Annotated in this window: 16 protein-coding genes and 1 other RNA gene; 12 read left to right on the top strand and 5 right to left on the bottom strand. The window is 50.9% G+C overall.

Annotation, left to right across the window (positions count from 1 at the left end):
* Nucleotides 1-12 precede the first annotated feature (12 nt).
* From EL216_RS07000 to rnpB, 3 genes are all read left to right on the top strand, one after another.
* Nucleotides 13-522: a hypothetical protein gene (locus tag EL216_RS07000; RefSeq protein WP_408633984.1), complete on the top strand. Its 510-nt coding sequence runs from the start codon at nucleotides 13-15 to the stop codon at nucleotides 520-522.
* Between the two features lie 115 nt (nucleotides 523-637).
* On the top strand, nucleotides 638-1,504 hold the full coding sequence (gene rsgA / locus EL216_RS07005) for a ribosome small subunit-dependent GTPase A (RefSeq protein WP_085389961.1): 867 nt from the start codon (nucleotides 638-640) through the stop codon (nucleotides 1,502-1,504).
* 127 nt (nucleotides 1,505-1,631) lie between these two features.
* Nucleotides 1,632-1,992: RNase P RNA component class A (rnpB, locus tag EL216_RS07010), an RNA gene on the top strand.
* 76 nt (nucleotides 1,993-2,068) lie between these two features.
* Here the strand turns inward: rnpB and EL216_RS07015 are convergent.
* The 3 genes from EL216_RS07015 to EL216_RS11305 form a co-directional block, all read right to left on the bottom strand.
* Nucleotides 2,069-3,343, bottom strand: coding sequence for a M48 family metallopeptidase (locus EL216_RS07015; protein WP_085390137.1), 1,275 nt, complete (start codon nucleotides 3,341-3,343; stop codon nucleotides 2,069-2,071).
* A 355-nt stretch (nucleotides 3,344-3,698) separates the two neighbouring features.
* Nucleotides 3,699-4,703 (bottom strand): type I glyceraldehyde-3-phosphate dehydrogenase, encoded by a 1,005-nt coding sequence (gap, locus tag EL216_RS07020; protein WP_054600346.1) that lies wholly within the window; start codon nucleotides 4,701-4,703, stop codon nucleotides 3,699-3,701.
* Between the two features lie 439 nt (nucleotides 4,704-5,142).
* A complete protein-coding gene (locus EL216_RS11305) occupies nucleotides 5,143-5,298 on the bottom strand; it encodes a lipoprotein signal peptidase (RefSeq protein WP_232005225.1) in 156 nt (51 codons plus the stop codon).
* 43 nt (nucleotides 5,299-5,341) lie between these two features.
* Here EL216_RS11305 and lpxC point away from each other — a divergent pair, with 43 nt between their 5' ends.
* Nucleotides 5,342-6,259, top strand: a complete 918-nt coding sequence (gene lpxC, locus EL216_RS07030; protein ID WP_085389959.1) for a UDP-3-O-acyl-N-acetylglucosamine deacetylase — start codon at nucleotides 5,342-5,344, stop codon at nucleotides 6,257-6,259.
* Nucleotides 6,260-6,346: 87 nt separating this feature from the next.
* Here the strand turns inward: lpxC and ggt are convergent, their stop codons facing one another.
* Complete coding sequence (ggt, locus tag EL216_RS07035; RefSeq protein ID WP_408633985.1) at nucleotides 6,347-8,122, bottom strand: gamma-glutamyltransferase; 1,776 nt, start codon at nucleotides 8,120-8,122, stop codon at nucleotides 6,347-6,349.
* Between the two features lie 417 nt (nucleotides 8,123-8,539).
* Between ggt and gnd the strand changes: the two genes are divergently transcribed.
* The gene (gnd, locus tag EL216_RS07040; RefSeq protein WP_085389958.1) at nucleotides 8,540-9,988 is read left to right on the top strand and encodes a decarboxylating NADP(+)-dependent phosphogluconate dehydrogenase; all 1,449 of its coding nucleotides are present in this window, start codon (nucleotides 8,540-8,542) and stop codon (nucleotides 9,986-9,988) included.
* 78 nt (nucleotides 9,989-10,066) lie between these two features.
* Here the strand turns inward: gnd and EL216_RS07045 are convergent, their stop codons facing one another.
* Nucleotides 10,067-11,017: a D-2-hydroxyacid dehydrogenase gene (locus tag EL216_RS07045; RefSeq protein WP_085389957.1), complete on the bottom strand. Its 951-nt coding sequence runs from the start codon at nucleotides 11,015-11,017 to the stop codon at nucleotides 10,067-10,069.
* A gap of 185 nt (nucleotides 11,018-11,202) precedes the next feature.
* Here EL216_RS07045 and EL216_RS07050 point away from each other — a divergent pair, with 185 nt between their 5' ends.
* From EL216_RS07050 to mutS, 7 genes are all read left to right on the top strand, one after another.
* Nucleotides 11,203-11,430, top strand: coding sequence for a DUF2061 domain-containing protein (locus EL216_RS07050; RefSeq protein WP_085389956.1), 228 nt, complete (start codon nucleotides 11,203-11,205; stop codon nucleotides 11,428-11,430).
* Nucleotides 11,431-11,501: 71 nt separating this feature from the next.
* Nucleotides 11,502-11,828, top strand: a complete 327-nt coding sequence (locus tag EL216_RS07055) for an FKBP-type peptidyl-prolyl cis-trans isomerase (protein ID WP_085389955.1) — start codon at nucleotides 11,502-11,504, stop codon at nucleotides 11,826-11,828.
* A 213-nt stretch (nucleotides 11,829-12,041) separates the two neighbouring features.
* Complete coding sequence (mnmE, locus tag EL216_RS07060) at nucleotides 12,042-13,409, top strand: tRNA uridine-5-carboxymethylaminomethyl(34) synthesis GTPase MnmE (protein WP_085389954.1); 1,368 nt, start codon at nucleotides 12,042-12,044, stop codon at nucleotides 13,407-13,409.
* Nucleotides 13,410-13,543: 134 nt separating this feature from the next.
* Nucleotides 13,544-14,275: a dienelactone hydrolase family protein gene (locus tag EL216_RS07065; RefSeq protein ID WP_085389953.1), complete on the top strand. Its 732-nt coding sequence runs from the start codon at nucleotides 13,544-13,546 to the stop codon at nucleotides 14,273-14,275.
* Nucleotides 14,276-14,409: 134 nt separating this feature from the next.
* Nucleotides 14,410-15,804 (top strand): glutamate--tRNA ligase, encoded by a 1,395-nt coding sequence (gene gltX / locus EL216_RS07070; protein WP_085389952.1) that lies wholly within the window; start codon nucleotides 14,410-14,412, stop codon nucleotides 15,802-15,804.
* Nucleotides 15,805-15,960: 156 nt separating this feature from the next.
* Nucleotides 15,961-16,293 carry a hypothetical protein gene (locus EL216_RS07075; RefSeq protein ID WP_085389951.1) on the top strand — a complete coding sequence of 111 codons (333 nt, stop codon included), beginning with the start codon at nucleotides 15,961-15,963 and terminating at the stop codon, nucleotides 16,291-16,293.
* Nucleotides 16,294-16,578: 285 nt separating this feature from the next.
* On the top strand, nucleotides 16,579-19,158 hold the full coding sequence (gene mutS, locus EL216_RS07080; RefSeq protein ID WP_085389950.1) for a DNA mismatch repair protein MutS: 2,580 nt from the start codon (nucleotides 16,579-16,581) through the stop codon (nucleotides 19,156-19,158).
* Nucleotides 19,159-19,191 lie beyond the last annotated feature (33 nt).

Here is a 19,191-nt window from a genome sequence, read left to right on the forward strand (position 1 = left end):
ATCAATATGACAATCAAACGTTTCCCCACATTGCTGTTGGCAGGAGCCGCTGCTTTTGCCCTTTCCGCCTGCGCCAACAACACTGCACCTTCCGCACAAGAAAACGGTGCACATACCCATGCTTCTGCCGCCAACGGCAGTGCCTGCCGAAGCATCGGCGAAGGCCGTAAAATCAACAACAAAGGCAAAAACGACGCTTACTTATGCTCCGCCCGCGCCGCATTGAATTCAAGCGAAGCCAAACAAGTGCTCAATCCCAACATCCGCGTGAGCTACGGCAATGTAGGCGGCAAAACCCTCGTTTCACGCCAAATAGCCAACGCCGTAGGCAAAACGCCGGAAGAAACCTGCCAACGTGCTTTTCTGAGCGCGGTAAAACGCTTCCAGTCCACCGCCCAACGCTATAACAGCAAATCGGTACGCCTAGTCAGCTATTTCGACAAAAAAACCGTAGGCGGCGACCAATACGAATGCCATATCGGTACTTGGAACAGCCGTGTCGTGCTGAAAGGTAACGTCTAACCGTCGCTTAACCCGCAGGCAATATCGGGGCCGTCTGAAAACTTCCGTTTCAGACGGCCTTTTCCATATCAAATCTTGTAGAATAGGCTTTTCCCGCCACCAACCCTTTTCCCCTATGCCCGAAACCGCCCAAATCATCACCAGCTACGGTAGACGCTACATCGTCCGCACCGGCAGCGGCCGCATCTACGACACTACCACCCGCAAAAAACGTGTCGATTTTGCCTGCGGCGATTACGTACACATCACGCCGATCAACAACGAACAGGCAGTGATTGAAGACTATCTGCCCCGAGAAAGCCTACTCTACCGCCAAGACACATGGAAAACCAAGCTGATCGCCGCCAACGTCGACCAGCTTTTAATCGTTACCGCCGCCGTGCCCGGCCCCAGCGAAACCTTCATCCAGCGCGCCCTGCTTGCCGCCGAAGCCGCCGACATCCGCGCCGTCATCGTGCTGAACAAAGCCGATCTGCCCGAAACCGCCGCATGGCACGAAAAACTGAAATTTTACGAAACACTCGGTTATCCCGTTTTGGAAGTAAGCGCGCTCGATAACGCCGAGCCGCTCAAACCGGTTTTGCAAGGCCATACCAATATTTTTCTGGGGCAGAGCGGCATGGGCAAATCCACCCTCACCAATACCTTGCTCGGCAGCCAAACCGCCCGCGTCGGCGATATTTCCACTGCACTCGATTCCGGTAAACACACTACCACCCACGCCCAGCTTTACGATTTAAATGAAGAAACCCAGTTAATCGATTCGCCGGGCTTGCAGGAATTCGGCCTGCTCCATCTCGATGCCGCCCGATTGCTGCATTATTTCCCCGATTTACGCCATCTGGCGGGGCAATGCCGCTTCCACAACTGCACCCACCGCGCCGAACCGGGCTGTGCGGTCAAAAACGCAGCCGAAGCGGGAGAAGTACGGCGGGATAGGGTGGCGTTTCTGCAAAAAATTACCGACGAGCTGCTGCGTTGATGATATTGCGTTCCATATAAGCTGAAGGCCGTCTGAAAAGTTTTTTTCAGACGGCCTTCGGTTATTTTCCGCCGTTGCCGCACCGTTCGGATACCGCCCGCATCCATGTTATAATCTACTGCGCATACAGGGCGGACAGACAGTCGCTGCGCATTGCTTAAAGCATGCGGGGAGGAAAGTCCGGGCTCCGAAGAGCAGAATGCCGGCTAACGGCCGGGCGCAGTAATGCGACGGAAAGTGGAACAGAAAGCAATACCGCCGATGGCTGCTTCGGCAGCACAGGTAAGGGTGAAAAGGTGCGGTAAGAGCGCACCGTGCACTTGGTAACAAGGTGCAGCAGGCTAAACCCCATTCGGAGCAAGACCAAACAGAACACCATGACGCTGCTCGCCGAGTGTTCGGGTAGGTTGCTGGAGCGCATCAGCAATGGTGTGCCTAGAGGAATGACTGTCCGACGACAGAACCCGGCTTATCGTCCGGCCTGTATGCTCCCAATATTAAGAGGCCGTCTGAAAGATTTTCAGACGGCCTCTAAGCTTCTTGCCGTATCGCACCGCTTCTTTCTTACGGCGACTTATCATGGTTTTGATTTTTTTCCAACGCCCTCAAAGCAGCTATCCGTTCCCTCGCATTCGGATGGGAATCGTAAAAGCACGAATACCATCTGTCTGACACCAAAGTAGCGGCATTGCTACGGTAAAGTTTAGTCAAAGCCGTAATCAAATCCTTTACCGATACGGTTTTCGCAGCAAAACGGTCGGCTTCAAATTCATTTCTGCGCGACATCAGGCTGCGTAAGGGTGAAAACGGAAAAGTAAATACCGGCAACACCAGCAGAAACAACAGCAAAGCCATCGCATGGCTGGGATAAACCACACCCAAACCGCGGTAAAACGCCGCTTCGGGCATCAACTGACCCAATATGAACAGCACCACCAAAGCCAAAGCCAACATAACCAGCATCTGCTTGATGATATGCCTGCGCCTGAAATGACCCAATTCATGCGCCAGCACCGCTTCCACTTCGTCCGGCTGCATATCTTGCAGCAGTGTATCGTAAAACACGATACGTTTGTTGTCGCCCAAACCGGTGAAGTAAGCATTGCCGTGGCCGGAACGTTTGCTGCCGTCCATCACAAAAATACCTTTGCTTTTGAACCCCGTACGTTCCAACAGGCTTTCGATACGGATTTTCAAACTACCTTCGGGCATCGGCTCGAATTTATTGAAAACCGGTGCAATCCACTTCGGAAATGCCCACATCAGCAAAAACGAAAAAGCCAGCCACAACAGCCATATCCACATCCACCACAATGAACCGGTAACACCCATCAGATAAATCGCCGCATATAGCAACGGCACACCGATTACCGCACCCAACAGCAATGCTTTCACGTTATCGACCACAAACGTAGCCACCGTACTGCGGTTAAAACCGAAACGGGCTTCCAGTTTAAATGTGGCATACCAGTCAAACGGCAACGAAAGCACATTGTTTACCACTACAAACAGAGCAATCAACAACACACCCTGTGTGATAGGGCCGTCTGAAAACTTCATACTCAATGCCGCCAGTAAATTCAAACCGCCGCCGAGAGTGAACACCAACAACAAAAACGCATCAAACAAAACATGGTAACGCGCTAACCTCTGCTTGGCCAAAGTGTAATCCGCCGCTTTTTGATGTTCTTCCAACGACACCGTACCGGCAAAATCACGCGGCACTTCATGGCGGTGTGCCAATACAGCACGGCTTTGCCGCACGGATAAGTAAAGTTGCAAAACCGTCGAGAAAGTGAAGAAAAACAAAAATGACACGTAAACGGTATTTGTATTCATTTCAAATAAATTATCTTTAAAAACAACAACATTGTAGCGTAAACCACACAATTATAAACACATGGCCGTCTGAAACTGGCCTTTTATCAAGGTGGTGAGTATAATGCCAGACAGCAACTTTTCATAACTGTTTATCCTTTATGGAAAACAAATGAATTCCGGCCCTTGTTTCACAAGGGCTATTTTTTTCGCCTGATGGTTTCAAAAACGGCAAAAAAATCCCTGTAAATCAATCCGTCGGCAACCCGAAGCAGATTTTTTTATATAAACCCTGAAAAAAGGCCGTCTGAAAAATATTTTTCGGACGGCCAGAGTTATATTGAGTTTTATTTTGAATTTGTGAAGCGTAAACCGGTTATTTGATCAGCTTGGCGAAATATGCCAACACACGCACCAGTTGGCAGGTATAAGACATTTCGTTGTCGTACCAAGCCACGGTTTTCACCAGCTGTTTGTCGCCTACGGTTATCACTTTGGTTTGGGTCGCATCAAACAGAGAGCCTGCTTCCAAGCCGATAACGTCTGAAGACACAATCGGGTCTTCGTTATAAGCATAATAATCGCTGGCAGCCTTTTTCATGGCCGCATTCACTTCCTCAACCGTAACGGGGCGTTCCAACACAGACACCAATTCGGTAAGCGAACCGGTAGCCACGGGCACGCGCTGCGCAGCGCCGTCCAATTTGCCTTTCAGATCGGGAATCACCAAGCCGATGGCTTTGGCCGCGCCGGTCGTGTTCGGCACGATGTTCAATGCAGCGGCACGGGCGCGGCGGAAGTCGCCTTTGCGGTGCGGCGCATCTAAGGTGTTTTGGTCGCCGGTGTAGGCGTGGATGGTCGTCATCAAGCCTTCTACGATGCCGAACTCTTTATGCAGCACGTCGGCCATCGGCGCCAAGCAGTTGGTGGTGCACGAAGCGGCGGAAATCACGGTTTCGCTGCCGTCTAAAACATGTTCGTTCACACCGTAAACCACGGTTTTCATATCGCCGCCGGGAGCGGAAATCACCACTTTTTTCGCGCCTGCTTTAATGTGTTTTTCGGCTTTTTCCTGTTTTGTGAAGAAGCCCGTACATTCCAGCACCACATCAATGCCCAACTCGCCCCAAGGCAGGTTTTCCGGATCGGGGTCGGCAAACACTTTGATTTCTTTGCCGTTTACCACAATCGCATCATCTTTTAATTCGGCTTTACCTTGAAAACGGCCTTGGGTGGAATCGTATTTGAACAGGTGCAGCAGCATATCGGCAGGCGTTAAATCGTTTACCGCCACTACTTCGATACCGTCGGTTTTGATGATTTGGCGCAAAGCCAGCCGGCCGATGCGGCCGAAACCGTTAATCGCTACTTTAATGCTCATTTGTCTGCTCCTTAGCAATCGGATAGGGATGGATTTCAATACCTTATTTGTACCATGAAATAAAATTACTTCATAGCATTATTTTCATAAAACTACATAAAATCTGATTTAAGTTAAGTAAAAGGCCCAAAAGGCCGTCTGAATAATTTAATATATGATTTTAAAATAAAAAGATGATAAAACCATTCAGGCACTTACATTAGGAAAAATCGGTTTTAAAATTTAAAAACAGCTAGTTAAAAAAATAAAAACGCATCAAACGATGCGCTCTAAACATTAGCCGATATGTAGCAAAAATGAAATAAACTTTCAACTTATCCGGTAAGCCCATACTTCATGCCGTTTCGGCCGCCGCATCTATTACTTTAGCGTTTAAAACCAATCCGCCGATAAGTAAATACTATTAAAAAGATTATGTTGGTGGTTGTGTTTTATCGTATTATCCAAACCGAGACCTTTGCAAAACCCCCAGATGCGGATGCAGTTCAAGGCGTAGCAGCACAGCGAGTGCAGACATATCATACAGATAGGCAAACGAGCGAGCAGCGCACAACGCAGAAATGCGCCGCAGATGGGGGTTTTGCAAAGGTTTCAAACGATATACTGATCAGATATACCCGTTGGTTGAGGAACATTCCATGCAGCAAAGAACATTGGCGAAATCCATTCATGTTACCGGCGTCGGCCTGCACTCCGGCGAGCGTGTGGCATTAACGCTGAATCCCGCGCCTGAAAACAGCGGCATTTCTTTCCGCCGCACCGATTTGGAAGGCGTGCAGGGCGAAACCATCAAGCTCAATCCCTATTTGATTAACGATACGCGCTTGTCTTCCACCGTGGTTACCGAACACGGCGTGCGCGTCGGCACCATCGAGCACATCATGTCGGCTTTGGCTGCTTACGGTGTGGATAACGCTTTAATCGAATTGAACGCGCCCGAAATCCCGATTATGGACGGCTCGAGCCTGCCCTTTATTTATCTGCTGCAAGATGCGGGTATTGTCGATCAAAAAGCCCAAAAACGCTTTTTAAAGATTTTGAAGCCGGTAGAAGTGCAAGAAAGCGGCAAGTGGGTGCGTTTTACCCCTTACGACGGCTTCAAAGTAACGCTGACCATCGAATTCGACCACCCCGTGTTCAACCGCAGCAGCCCCACTTTTGAAATCGACTTCGCCGGAAAATCGTATATCGACGAAATCGCCCGCGCCCGCACGTTCGGCTTTATGCAGGAAGTGGAACTGATGCGCTCGCACAATCTCGGTTTGGGCGGCAATCTTTCCAACGCCATCGTAATCGACGACACCGATGTGTTGAACCCCGAAGGCTTGCGTTATCCCGACGAATTTGTGCGCCATAAAATTCTCGATGCCATCGGCGACCTATACATCGTCGGCCACCCGATCATCGGCGCGTTTGAAGGCTATAAATCCGGCCATGCCATCAACAATGCGTTGCTGCGTGCTATTTTGGCAGACGAATCCTGTTATGAATGGGTGGAATTTCCGCATGATGAAGACTTGCCCGCTGCGTTCCACAGCTTGTCGAATGCTGCATAATACGAATTGAAAACCCATACGAAGGCCGTCTGAAAAAGCATATTTATGTTTTCAGACGGCCTTGATACATCTGTGGTATTAAAACAATCAATCCCCCATCACTTTACCTTCGCGGCGCGGATCGGCACCGCCCTGCAACCCATCGGCACCGATAACAATGCCTTGTGTGCCCGAATTCAAATCACGCACCTGCACTTTATAGCCCAATCTTTCCAGAATAAAGGCTTTATCGGCGGCCGGCGTGTTTTGTTCCAGCTCATAAGTACCGGTTCGGTTAAGCATATTCGGCAAATCAATAGCTTGTTGAATATCCATGCCCCAATCGAGATGGGCGGTCAAGGTTTTGGCCACATAGCCGATAATACGGCTGCCGCCGGGCGAGCCGACTGCCAGATAAGGTTCGCCGTTTTTCAGCACGATAGTCGGTGCCATCGAAGAACGCGGGCGTTTTCCACCTGCCACGCTGTTGGCTACCGGTCTGCCTTCTTCATCAACGGGTTTGAATGAAAAATCGGTCAGCTCGTTGTTAAGCAGGTAACCGTTGGCCATCAAAGTAGAGCCGAAAGCATTTTCAATCGACGTGGTCATAGAAACAACATTACCGTCTTTATCCACAATCACCAGATGGCTGGTAGACGGCAACTCGACAGCCTCGCCTTTAGCCTGTGTACGTGCAAAACCGCCGGGCATCACATCTTTCAATGCGCCGTAATGGTCGGCAATCAAATCGGCGCGCAATTTCAAGTAAGCAGGATGCAACATGGCACTCACCGGCACATCGGTAAATTCGGGATCGGCAATGTAATGATTACGGTCGGCAAAAGCCAGTCGGGAAGCATCACCGAGCAAACGCCAGCTTAAAATATTGTCCGCACCCAAGGCCCGCATATTGAAATTCTGCAAAATCCCGAAAATTTGTCCTAATGTGATGCCGCCGGAACTCGGCGCATCCATACCGCAAATTTCATATTCGCGGTAAGGCATACAAACAGGGGCACGTTCGATTACCTGATAATTTTTGAAGTCTTCAATTGAAATCCGGCCGGGATTATCCGACATACCGATAACGGTTTTAACGATATTGAACGCGGGAATACCTCTATAAAACGGTGAACTGCCTTGTTTGGCAAGCAGTTTTACCGTAGCCGCAAATTCGGGATTTTTCAGCAGCGTACCTTCTTTAAGCGGTTTGCCTTCGGGCATAAAATATGCAGCGGTGGCGGGATGGCGTTGCAACTGCTCCCGATTTTGCTCGATGGAACGTGCCATCCGCGCCGATACGGGAAAACCGTTTTGTGCCAGCTCTATCGGCTTGTCAAACAAAGTGTGCCACGGCAATCTGCCATAGCGTTTGTGGACATCTTCCAAAAGTTTCGGCACGCCCGGTACACCCACCGAACGGCCGCCAACCACCGCTTGTATAAATTCCAGCGGTTTGCCGTTTTCATCTAAAAAAAGCTCCGGTTTGGCGGCTTTCGGTGCGGTTTCCCGCGCATCAAATGTTGTCAACTTTTTCTTTTTATTATCCCAATACACCAAAAATGCACCACCGCCCAAACCTGAAGACTGCGGTTCGGTTAAGCTCAATGTAGTCTGCATGGCAATCATGGCGTCGATCGCACTACCGCCGCGTTTCAAAATTTCATAACCGGCTTCGGTAGCGAAAGGGTTGGCCGATGCTGCCATAAACTCTTTGGCCCGCACTAACTTTTGCTCGGTAATTCCCGTGCCCTGTTCGGGTGCATGGTTTTCCACAGCCGTCTGAACTTCTTGAGGCCGGTCCAAAGGCGGCGGGTTGGCCGAAGCTGTTTGTACATAAGCGGCCAGTGTCAAACTAGCCAACAAACTGTATAAGGTTTTCATCTGCATCATTTTTCTCCCAACTGTCCATTTCTTTGAAACAAATACGCCGTATCCGTCTTTCAGACGGCCTAAGCGGTTGAAGGCTGTCTGAAAACTGTGTACAGCTCTTTTGTTTTCCACAAAACACTGTCCTATTTTAAATTTATCCACATTTATCATCAATAAACCATATGTTTTTTCCCAAATCTTTCAGACGGCCTATCTTATTTAAAATAAAAACAAAAAACGGTTTATCCACAAAATAGCCTGCTTCTCTACATCAAAATCTTTTTATTATTTAAATATTATATTTTTACAATCTCCGATCTCAGTTCCAACTTCAGAAAAATTTCCTGCAACAGAGAGCCAAACATTGTTTATCCGGTTCTAATCAGTTAAAGTAAACGACCGATACTTCACAAACAAAAGGATTCTCCGATGAAAGGCGATATCGGCGTTATCGGTTTGGCCGTAATGGGTCAAAACCTAATTTTGAACATGAACGACAAAGGCTTCAAAATTGTGGCCTTCAACCGCACTGTTTCTAAAGTAGATGACTTTCTCAACGGTGCAGCCAAAGGCACCAATATTATCGGTGCTTATTCTTTGCAAGACTTGGTAGACAAACTCGAGAAACCGAGAAAAATCATGCTAATGGTGAGAGCCGGTGCTGTAGTAGACGAGTTTATCGACCAACTTGTTCCCTTATTGGATAAAGACGACATCATTATCGACGGCGGCAACGCTAATTTTCCCGATTCTACCCGCCGTACCAAAGAGCTGGCCGAAAAAGGCATCCGCTTTGTCGGCGCAGGCGTATCGGGCGGTGAAGAAGGTGCGCGCAACGGCCCTTCGATTATGCCCGGCGGCAACGAAGAAGCTTGGCCGCATGTGAAACCGATTTTACAGGCCATCGCCGCGAAAACCCCGCAAGGCGAGCCTTGCTGCGATTGGGTAGGCCGCGACGGTGCCGGACATTTCGTAAAAATGGTGCACAACGGCATCGAATACGGCGATATGCAGCTCATTTGCGAAGCCTATCAGTTTATGAAAGACGGTTTGGGCTTGAATTATTCGCAAATGCACGAAATCTTCAGCATTTGGAACCGTACCGAGTTAGATTCTTACCTGATTCAGATTACCGCTGACATTCTCGGCTTCAAAGACGAAAACGGCGAACCGCTGGTGGAAAAAATCCTCGATACCGCCGGGCAAAAAGGCACCGGCAAATGGACGGGCATCAACGCCCTCGATTTGGGCATTCCGTTGACCCTGATTACCGAATCGGTGTTCGCCCGCTGCGTTTCCGCCTTTAAAGAACAGCGCGTTCAGGCAGGAAAACTGTTCAATAAAACCATCAAGCCGGTGGCAGGCGATAAAACCGAATGGGTGGAAGCCCTGCGTGAAGCTTTGCTCGCTTCAAAAATTATTTCTTATGCACAAGGTTTTATGTTGATTCGCGAAGCCAGCGAAGTAAACGATTGGGCATTGAACTACGGCCAAACCGCTTTGCTGTGGCGTGAAGGCTGCATCATCCGCAGCGCGTTTTTAGGCAACATCCGCGATGCTTACGAAGCCAACCCCGATTTGGTTTTCTTGGGAGCGGATCCGTATTTCAAAAACATTCTCGAAAACTGTTTGCCGGCATGGCGCAAAGTGGTGGCCAAAGCCGTTGAGTGCGGCATTCCCATGCCCTGCATGGCATCTGCAATCACTTTCTTAGACGGCTACACCACCGAACGCCTGCCTGCCAACCTGTTGCAAGCCCAACGCGACTATTTCGGTGCGCACACCTACGAGCGTACCGACAAACCGCGCGGCGAGTTTTTCCACACCAACTGGACGGGCAAAGGCGGCGATACGGCATCGACCACTTACGATATTTGATTGAATTAAATAGATATTATTTGATTAAAGAGGCCGTCTGAAATAAGTTTTCAGACGGCCTCTTGGTTTGTATCGGGTTTATATGATGTTTTGCGGGTTCCCCAAAACAAACCCGTTAATGTTATCCAGCAAAATATCGAACAAACGGTTATGGGCTTCGGTGCTGCCCCATGCTATATGCGGGGTAACAATCAGATTGGGCAGACGTGCTTTCAACAGCGGGTTGCCGTTGCGCGGAGGTTCTTCGGTAAGCACGTCAAAACCCGCACCGCCGAGACGACCGTATTTCAACGCGGCAACAAGTGCCTGCTCGTCTACCAAACCGCCGCGGGCACAGTTTATCAATACCGCCCCGGGTTTCATTTGCTGCAATTCTTCTACACCGATCATATCGGCGGTTTCTTCGGTGAGCGGGCAATTCAGCGAAACCGCGTCTGCGCTGCGGATGGCCTCGTCGAAAGAAACATAACCTTCACGCACGGTTTCGGCGTTTTTGTGCTCGCCGAAAATTACATTCATATTGAATGCGCGTGCATAACCCGCCAGAGTTTCGCCGATATTGCCGCGGCCGAAAATAGCCAGGGTTTTGCCGTTCAAATCACGTATCGGTGCACTGAAATGACAGAAAAACGGTGATTTTTCCCATATGCCGGCGGCCATGTCGCGTTGGTAGGCGGGCAGGTTGCGCATTAATGCAATCATCAGCATAAAAGCGTGTTCCGCCACCGATTCATTGCCGTATGCACGGATATTGCACACTGCAGTTCCGGCTTTTTTAGCGGCGGCAATATCCACATTGTTTACCCCTGTGGCGGTAACGGCGATGAGTTTGAGTTGCGGGTTGGCGGCGATGTGTTCGGCGGAAATCTTCACTTTATTGGTGATGACGATATCCGCATTGTGAATGCGTTCGGCTGTTTCTTCGGAAGCCGTTTTTTCGTATTCGACGGTTTGATGTTCGAAATGGAAAGTGAACGGCCTTTCGGGAAGGGTACCGCGGTCGAGAACAACTACTTTGAGTGTCTTCATTATTGCTTCTCTCTATAAGTTTATAAAATCAATAAAAATTGGCTAATAATAGATTAAGAAAATTAACTTTAATTTTTTGATTGAAAATAGTTATCATAACAAAATAATTCATTAACCCGATTTTAAACCGATACCCGAAGCGGGTTGCAAAATCTTCAGACGGCCTGTTTGTTTAGGAATACATTATGTTGAAAACCATTACTTTTGCCATTTTACATTTCAGCGTCGCTTTCGGTGTCGCTTACGTTTTAACCGGAAGCATCGGTATTTCCGGTGCGGTGGCGTTAATCGAGCCGATTGTAAACACCGTTGTTTTCTATTTCCACGAAAAAGCATGGAACCGCATCGAACGTAAAAGAAACGTTGAAGCCGAGCAAGCCCGCTTTCCGCTGCATCAATGCGTAGGCAACTGAAATGCGCATGCCGCCTGCGGTAAATTATGTTAATCTTGCCGCATTTCCAACCTGATAAAGAAGGAATCTGTATGAGCCTGATTATTGAAGACATCGAAACCGGCCACGGTAAAGAAGCGGTAAAAGGCAAAGAAATCACGGTACATTACACCGGTTGGCTTGAAGACGGCACTAAGTTCGATTCCAGCCTCGACCGCCGCCAGCCGCTGACCATCACTTTGGGCGTAGGCCAAGTGATTCAAGGTTGGGACGAAGGTTTCGGCGGCATGAAAGAAGGCGGCAAACGCAAACTTACCATTCCGCCAGAAATGGGTTACGGCGCACATGGCGCGGGCGGTGTGATTCCGCCTAATGCCACATTGATTTTTGAAGTGGAATTATTAAAAGTTTACGAATAAAACCGGAAGGCCGTCTGAAAAGCATATCGCTTCCGTATCGGCTTTACAGAAGTATTTTATGTTTTGATTTTTTGTAAAATACCCGTTTGAGGCATTGTTTAAATCTGTATTTTAAATTTGCGAAGATTCCGACCTCCGACACAGGCCGTCTGATAAACCGTTTTCAGACGGCCTTTTGCTATAATCACACCGTTACTTTTCGAGATAAACCCTATGTCCGCACCCACTCCCACCATTGCAGCCATCGCCACCGCCCCCGGACGCGGCGGCGTAGGCGTTGTGCGTATTTCCGGCAAAAACCTGCTGCCGTTGGCGCAGCAGATCAGCGGCGGCAAAACCCCCAAGCCGCGCGTTGCCCTTTACACCGACTTTTTGGATTCAGACGGCCAAGCCATCGACAACGGCCTGCTGTTCTATTTTGCCGCGCCTGCCAGCTTCACCGGCGAAGACGTGATCGAACTGCAAGGACACGGCGGGCCGGTGGTGATGGATATGCTGCTGCAACGTTGCCTGCAACTGGGTGCGCGCATGGCCGAGCCGGGTGAGTTTACCAAACGCGCTTTTCTCAACAACAAACTCGATTTGGCGCAGGCCGAAAGCGTGGCCGACTTAATCGACGCCTCCAGCCGTTCCGCCGCCCGCATGGCCGTGCGTTCGCTCAAAGGCGCGTTTTCGCAGCACATTCACGCGCTGGTGGACGAACTGATTACTCTGCGGATGCTGGTGGAAGCCACGCTCGATTTTCCCGAAGAAGACATCGATTTTCTCGAAGCCGCCGATGCACGCGGCAAACTGGCGGAGCTGCAAGGCCGTCTCAAAACCGTGTTGGCCAGCGCCGAACAAGGTGCGATTTTGCGCGAAGGCATGAACGTGGTGCTGGTGGGTGCGCCTAATGTGGGCAAATCCAGCCTGCTCAACGCGTTGGCGGGCGACGACATCGCCATCGTTACCGACATCGCCGGCACCACCCGCGACACGGTGCGCGAACAAATCGCCTTAGACGGCGTGCCCGTTCACATCATCGACACCGCCGGCCTGCGCGAAACCGACGACGTGGTGGAAAAAATCGGCATCGAGCGCAGCCATAAAGCCGTAAAAGAAGCCGATGTGGCGCTGATACTGATCGACCCGCGCGAAGGCATCAACGCCAAAACCCAAGCCATTCTCGACGGCCTGCCCGACAATCTGAAAAAAATCGAAATCCACAATAAAACCGACCTCACCGGCGAAACCGTGGAAATGATTTCAGACGGCCTGAACACCGCCAGCGGTGCCGATACCTTAATCAGATTGTCTGCCAAAACCGGCGAAGGTTTAAACTTGTTGAAACAGGCATTATTGAAAGAAATCGGCTGGCAGGGCGAAAGCGAAAGCCTTTTTCTCGCCCGCAGTCGCCACCTTACCGCGCTCTCCGCCGCCGAAACTGAACTCGAAAACGCCGCCCTGTGCGGCAACAACCAAATCGAGCTGCTGGCCGAACACCTGCGGCTGGCCCAAACGGCATGCAGCGAAATCACCGGCGAATTTACGGCAGACGATTTACTGGGCGTGATTTTTTCGAGATTCTGTATCGGCAAGTAAACAATATAAATAAGGCCGTCTGAAAACTTTAGTTTGTTTTCAGACGGCCTTCTCTATCATACCGACACCTTGTATATAAATGCTTGTTCCATTAAGCTAAAGGCCGTCTGAAACCGTAAATAGAGGATTAAATTATGTCTTTTACTACCCGTACCGTAAATTACACCACTGCCGACGGATTGAATCTGCAAGGCTATTTGTGCCTGCCCGAACAGGCCGTTAACGACCTTTCCGGCGTGTTGGTCGCTCCCGAATGGTGGGGCATGAGCGATCACGCCAAACAAGCCGCCGAAAAGCTCGCTTCGGAAGGCTATGCCGCAATGGTGATGGATTTATACGGAGAAGGCCGGCTTACCGACGAAGCTGCCCAAGCCAACGAATGGATGACCGGTGTATTGTCCGACCCGGCTATTTTGGCCGAGCGCACCAAACTGGCTTTCCATACTCTGGCAGCGCAGCCTGAAGTGAACCCGCACAGTATCGGAGCAATCGGTTTCTGTTTCGGCGGCAAAGTGGTGCTCGATATGGCGCGCCGCGGCGAAGATTTGAAAGCCGTTACCAGCTTCCACGGCATTCTCGCGCCGGTTGTTCCTGCTCTGGAAGGTATTGTTAAGGGTGAGATTCTGGTTGAGCATGCGGGCAAAGACGTGATGGTTTCGATGGATGACGTGGCCGCATTCGAGCAGGAAATGAAAGCCGCCAAAGTGCATTATCATGTGGATGTTTTCCCTGATGCCAAACACGGTTTTACCAACCCGCAGGCTACCCGCAACGGAGAGAAAAACGGTGTGGATTTGGCTTATGATGAAACTGCGGCGGCAGCGGCATGGCAGAATATGTTGAATTTGTTGGAACGGGTGCTGTAACCGGCGGAATTGTATCGATACGGATAAAAGGCCGTCTGAAATTTAGTTTCAGACGGCCTGTTCAACCTGCAAAGTAGCATAATTCCCCACCCCTCTATACAATAATGCCTTTCCCTATTACCGGAGCCGAAACCATGACTGTCCGTACCCGTTTTGCCCCCAGCCCCACCGGTTATCTGCACATCGGCGGTGTGCGTACTGCCCTGTTTTCATGGGCGTTTGCCAGAAAGCACAAAGGCGAATTTTTGTTGCGTATCGAAGATACTGATTTGGAGCGTTCTACCGCCGAATCGGTCAACATTATTCTCGACGGTATGAATTGGGTAGGGCTCAACTACGACAATGCCGACAACGTGGTTTATCAAACCCGCCGTTTCGACCGCTATAAAGAAGTGATTGCCGAACTGCTCGAAAAAGGCCATGCCTACCATTGCTATTGCAGCAAAGAAGAGCTGGAAGCCATGCGCGAGAAAGCCGAAAAAGAAGGCACGGCCACTTACGACCGCCGCTGGCGGCCCGAAGCCGGCAAAACCCTGCCGCCCGTACCCGAAGGCGTGGAGCCGGTGGTGCGTTTCAAAACCCCGATTGACAGCACGACCACATGGAACGATTTGGTTAAAGGTCAAATCAGCATTCCCAACGAAGCCTTGGACGACCTGATTATCGCCCGCGCCGACGGCACGCCCACCTATAACTTCTGCGTGGTGGTGGACGATTGCGATATGGGCGTTACCCATGTTATCCGTGGCGATGACCATGTGAATAACACCCCCAAGCAAATCAACATCTTAAAAGCAATGGGTGCCACCCTGCCCGAATACGCGCATCTGCCGATGATTTTGAACGAGCAAGGTAAGAAAATCTCCAAACGCAGTGGCGACACCGTGGCGATTACCGATTTCGGCGCGATGGGTATCCTGCCCGAAGCCATGCTGAACTATCTCGCCCGTTTGGGTTGGGCGCATGGCGACGACGAATTCTTTACCATGAAGCAGTTTGTAGAATGGTTTGATTTAAAAGACGTTTCCCCTTCGCCCAGCCGCATGGATTTGAAAAAGCTCTACTGGATCAACGGCGAGCACATCAAAATCACGTCCAATGAAGAATTGGCAGAATTAGTTAAACCCCGCTTGGCCGTGCGCGGTGTCGACGTTACCGACAAACCCGCTTTGGAAGACGTGTTGGCTTTGGTTAAAGACCGCGCCCAAGATTTGAACACGCTGGCCGACGAATGTATTTATTTCTACCGAAAAGGCACGCCGGCCGAAGCCGACGTACAAAAACATTGGGACGAAGAGGCTCCCGCGCGCATGCTGCGCTTTGCCGACAAACTTGAAGGACTGAGCGATTGGAATGCCGAATCCATCCACGATTTGTTCAAACCTTTCTGCGAAGCCGAAGGCATAAAAATGGGCAAACTCGGCATGCCGCTGCGTTTGGCCGTGTGCGGAACAGCCAAAACCCCGAGCGTGGACGCAGTACTGGCATTAATCGGCAAAGAAGAAGTGTTGATGCGGATTCGCAGCTAATTCTTGTATGTTCAGGTAAAAGGCCGTCTGAAAGATTGTTTCAGACGGCCTTTTAAGTTTAGTATGAATCTTTCTTAATAACGGTTATGACGATTTATGCATTTCAGTATAAAAAGACATAATCAATTTTTGTTGGAAAAATTTTAGGAAGAAAACATGAAAAAAGGTCTCTTGCTCACTTTACTCTTAACATCCACTGCCGCCTTCGCCAACACCGACGCACGTATTGCCGCCTTGGAATCCCGCATTACTTATCTGGAAAAACGCTTGGAATTGCTCGAAAAACAGAATAAGCAGAGTATCGTTATCGAACACCGCAAAACGAGAAATCCTGTGTATGTATGCAGTATTTCGGTATTCGGTAAAACCTATGAAGCCACCGATTACAACGAAGGTTTGGCACGCATCGCCTCCCGTAAAGCCTGTACAAAAGAGCAAGACGGTTTCTTTTGTAGAGATGATAGTGTGAGCTGTAAAAAGTTTAACTGAACATTCGCCTGAAGCAGGCAAACGCCCGGTTGCATGCTCTTGAGGCCGTCTGAAAACTTTCAGACGGCCTCAACCCTTCCTCCGTTTGCTATAGCAAATAAACTTATTTTGATACAAAGCAGCAAGCCGCAGACAGTACAAGTAGTACGGAAGCGATTCTGTGCCGCTTTAGCGGCTTACAAAATCGTTCTCTTCGAGCTAAGGCGCGGCAATGCCGTAGCAAAATTTAAGTTTATTTGCGATACAATACGCCTCTTCAAGATTCACACCACAAGGCCGTCTGAAATGACCAAACCTGCCGTTTCCCCGATGATGCAGCAATATCTCGACATTAAAGCGCATCACACCGACAAGCTGGTGTTTTACCGCATGGGCGATTTTTACGAGCTGTTTCTCGACGACGCAGTAGAGGCGGCCAAGCTGCTGAATATTACGCTCACCACGCGCGGGCAGATGAACGGCGAGCCAATCAAGATGGCGGGCGTGCCGTTTCATGCCGCCGAACAGTATCTGGCGCGGCTGGTGAAAATGGGCAAAAGCGTGGCGATTTGCGAGCAGACCGGCGAAGTGGGTGCAGGCAAGGGGCCGGTGGAGCGCAAAGTGGTGCGCATCGTTACCCCCGGCACGCTTACCGACAGCGCGTTTCTCGAAGACAAAGAAACCAACCGCATCGTGGCCGTGTGTGCCGACAAAAAACACATCGGCTTGGCATGGGCATCGCTGCAAAGCGGCGAATTTAAAGTGAAACTTACCACCGCCGACAAACTGCCCGACGAGCTTGCCCGCTTGCAGGCTGCCGAAATTCTGCTGCCCGACGGCAAAAACGCACCGCCGCTTCAGGCGGCCAATATCACGCGGCTGAACCATTGGCAGTTTGCCGCCGATACCGCCGCCAAGCTGCTCACCGATTATTTCGGCTGTCAAGATTTGCTCGGTTTCGGCTTGAATTTGGACGACCATGCCGCCGCCATCGGTGCCGCCGGCGCACTGCTCAACTATATCCGCCTCACCCAAAACCACCTGCCGCAGCATCTAGACGGCCTCTCGCTCGAAACCGAAAACCAATATATCGGCATGGATGCCGCCACCCGCCGCAATCTGGAAATCACCCAAACGCTTACCGGCAAAAAATCGCCGACGCTGTTTTCCGTGCTCGACGACTGCGCCACCCATATGGGCAGCCGCCTGCTGGCTTTGTGGCTGCACCATCCGCTGCGCAATCGCGCCCATATTCAGGCTCGGCAACAAGCGGTGTTGGAACTGCAAAACCATTATGCAGACCTGCAAGGCCGTCTGAAAAACATTGCCGACATCGAACGCATCGCCGCCCGCATCGCCGTGGGCAACGCCCGCCCGCGCGATTTGGCCGCATTGCGCGACAGCCTGTTTGTTTTGGCCGAAACCGAACTGCCCGCCGGCGGCAGCGGTTTGCTGCAAACCCTGCAAAACGTGTTCCCCGAAACCCTGCCGATTGCCGAAAAACTGCAAGCTGCGATTCTGCCCGAACCCTCGGTTTGGCTGCGCGACGGCGGCGTGATCAACGAAGGTTTCCACGCCGGATTGGACGAACTGCGCCACATCCAAAACCACGGCGACGAATTTTTGCTCGCCCTCGAAGCCCGCGAACGCGAGCGCACCGGCTTATCTACCTTGAAAGTAGAGTTCAACCGCGTGCACGGTTTTTATATCGAACTTTCCAAAGTACAGGCCGAACAAGCACCGGCCGATTACCAACGCCGCCAAACGCTGAAAAACGCCGAGCGTTTTATCACGCCCGAACTCAAAACTTTTGAAGACAAAGTATTAACCGCGCAAGAGCAGGCGTTGGCATTGGAAAAACAACTCTACGAAACCCTGCTGAAAGAACTTCAGACGGCCTTACCGCAGCTTCAAAAAGCCGCCAAAGCCGCCGCCTCGCTGGACGTATTGTCCACCTTCGCCAAACACAGCGAAGAGCGCGGTTACGTTTGCCCCGAGTTTGCTGATTACCCCTTAATCGAAATCGACAACGGCCGCCATCCCGTCGTCGAGCAACAAGTGCGCCACTTTACCGCCAACCACACCGCCCTCGACCACAAACACCGCCTGATGCTGCTTACCGGCCCCAATATGGGCGGTAAATCCACCTACATGCGCCAAGTGGCCTTGATTGTGCTGCTGGCGCACACCGGCGCGTTCGTGCCTGCCGACGCAGCCAAAATCGGCCCTATCGACCAGATTTTCACCCGCATCGGCGCGTCCGACGATTTGGCCGGCAACCGCTCGACCTTCATGGTGGAAATGAGCGAAACCGCCTACATTCTGCACCACGCCACCGAACAATCGCTGGTGTTGATGGACGAAGTCGGCCGCGGCACTTCCACCTTCGACGGCCTCGCCCTCGCGCAAGCCATCGCCGAGCATCTGATTCAGAAAAACAAATCGTTCAGCCTGTTTGCCACCCATTATTTCGAGCTGACCCGCCTGCCAGAAGCCCATGCCACCGCCGTCAATATGCATTTGTCGGCATTGGAAGAAGGGCAGGACATCGTGTTCTTGCACCACATCGAACCCGGCCCCGCCAGCAAAAGCTACGGTATCGCCGTCGCCAAACTCGCCGGCCTGCCCGCCCGCGCGTTGAAGTCCGCCCACAAGCATTTGAACGAACTCGAAGCCCAAGCCGCCGCCAACCGCCCGCAAATGGATATTTTTAATATGATGCCGTCTGAAAGACAAGATGCGGCATGGGAGGAAAACGAAACCGAACCGGAATCCGCGCCTAATCCTGCATTAGAAGCACTCAAAACCGTCAACCCCGACGAACTCTCGCCGCGCGAGGCTTTGGAATGGGTGTATAAATTGAAGGGGTTATCAGAAGAATCTTAGTTTTTTGAAGAACAGACCTTTTCTGAAGAAGGC

Origin of the sequence: Neisseria animaloris (assembly GCF_900637855.1) — a bacterium.
Lineage (GTDB): Bacteria > Pseudomonadota > Gammaproteobacteria > Burkholderiales > Neisseriaceae > Neisseria > Neisseria animaloris.

Coding starts and splice junctions, on each gene's coding strand:
- rsgA (WP_085389961.1), top strand. CDS start 638: ATGCCCGAAACCGCCCAAATCATCACCAGCTACGGTAGACGCTACATC.
- EL216_RS07015 (WP_085390137.1), bottom strand. CDS start 3,343: ATGAATACAAATACCGTTTACGTGTCATTTTTGTTTTTCTTCACTTTC.
- gap (WP_054600346.1), bottom strand. CDS start 4,703: ATGAGCATTAAAGTAGCGATTAACGGTTTCGGCCGCATCGGCCGGCTG.
- lpxC (WP_085389959.1), top strand. CDS start 5,342: ATGCAGCAAAGAACATTGGCGAAATCCATTCATGTTACCGGCGTCGGC.
- ggt (WP_408633985.1), bottom strand. CDS start 8,122: ATGAAAACCTTATACAGTTTGTTGGCTAGTTTGACACTGGCCGCTTAT.
- gnd (WP_085389958.1), top strand. CDS start 8,540: ATGAAAGGCGATATCGGCGTTATCGGTTTGGCCGTAATGGGTCAAAAC.
- EL216_RS07045 (WP_085389957.1), bottom strand. CDS start 11,017: ATGAAGACACTCAAAGTAGTTGTTCTCGACCGCGGTACCCTTCCCGAA.
- EL216_RS07050 (WP_085389956.1), top strand. CDS start 11,203: ATGTTGAAAACCATTACTTTTGCCATTTTACATTTCAGCGTCGCTTTC.
- EL216_RS07055 (WP_085389955.1), top strand. CDS start 11,502: ATGAGCCTGATTATTGAAGACATCGAAACCGGCCACGGTAAAGAAGCG.
- mnmE (WP_085389954.1), top strand. CDS start 12,042: ATGTCCGCACCCACTCCCACCATTGCAGCCATCGCCACCGCCCCCGGA.
- EL216_RS07065 (WP_085389953.1), top strand. CDS start 13,544: ATGTCTTTTACTACCCGTACCGTAAATTACACCACTGCCGACGGATTG.
- gltX (WP_085389952.1), top strand. CDS start 14,410: ATGACTGTCCGTACCCGTTTTGCCCCCAGCCCCACCGGTTATCTGCAC.
- EL216_RS07075 (WP_085389951.1), top strand. CDS start 15,961: ATGAAAAAAGGTCTCTTGCTCACTTTACTCTTAACATCCACTGCCGCC.
- mutS (WP_085389950.1), top strand. CDS start 16,579: ATGACCAAACCTGCCGTTTCCCCGATGATGCAGCAATATCTCGACATT.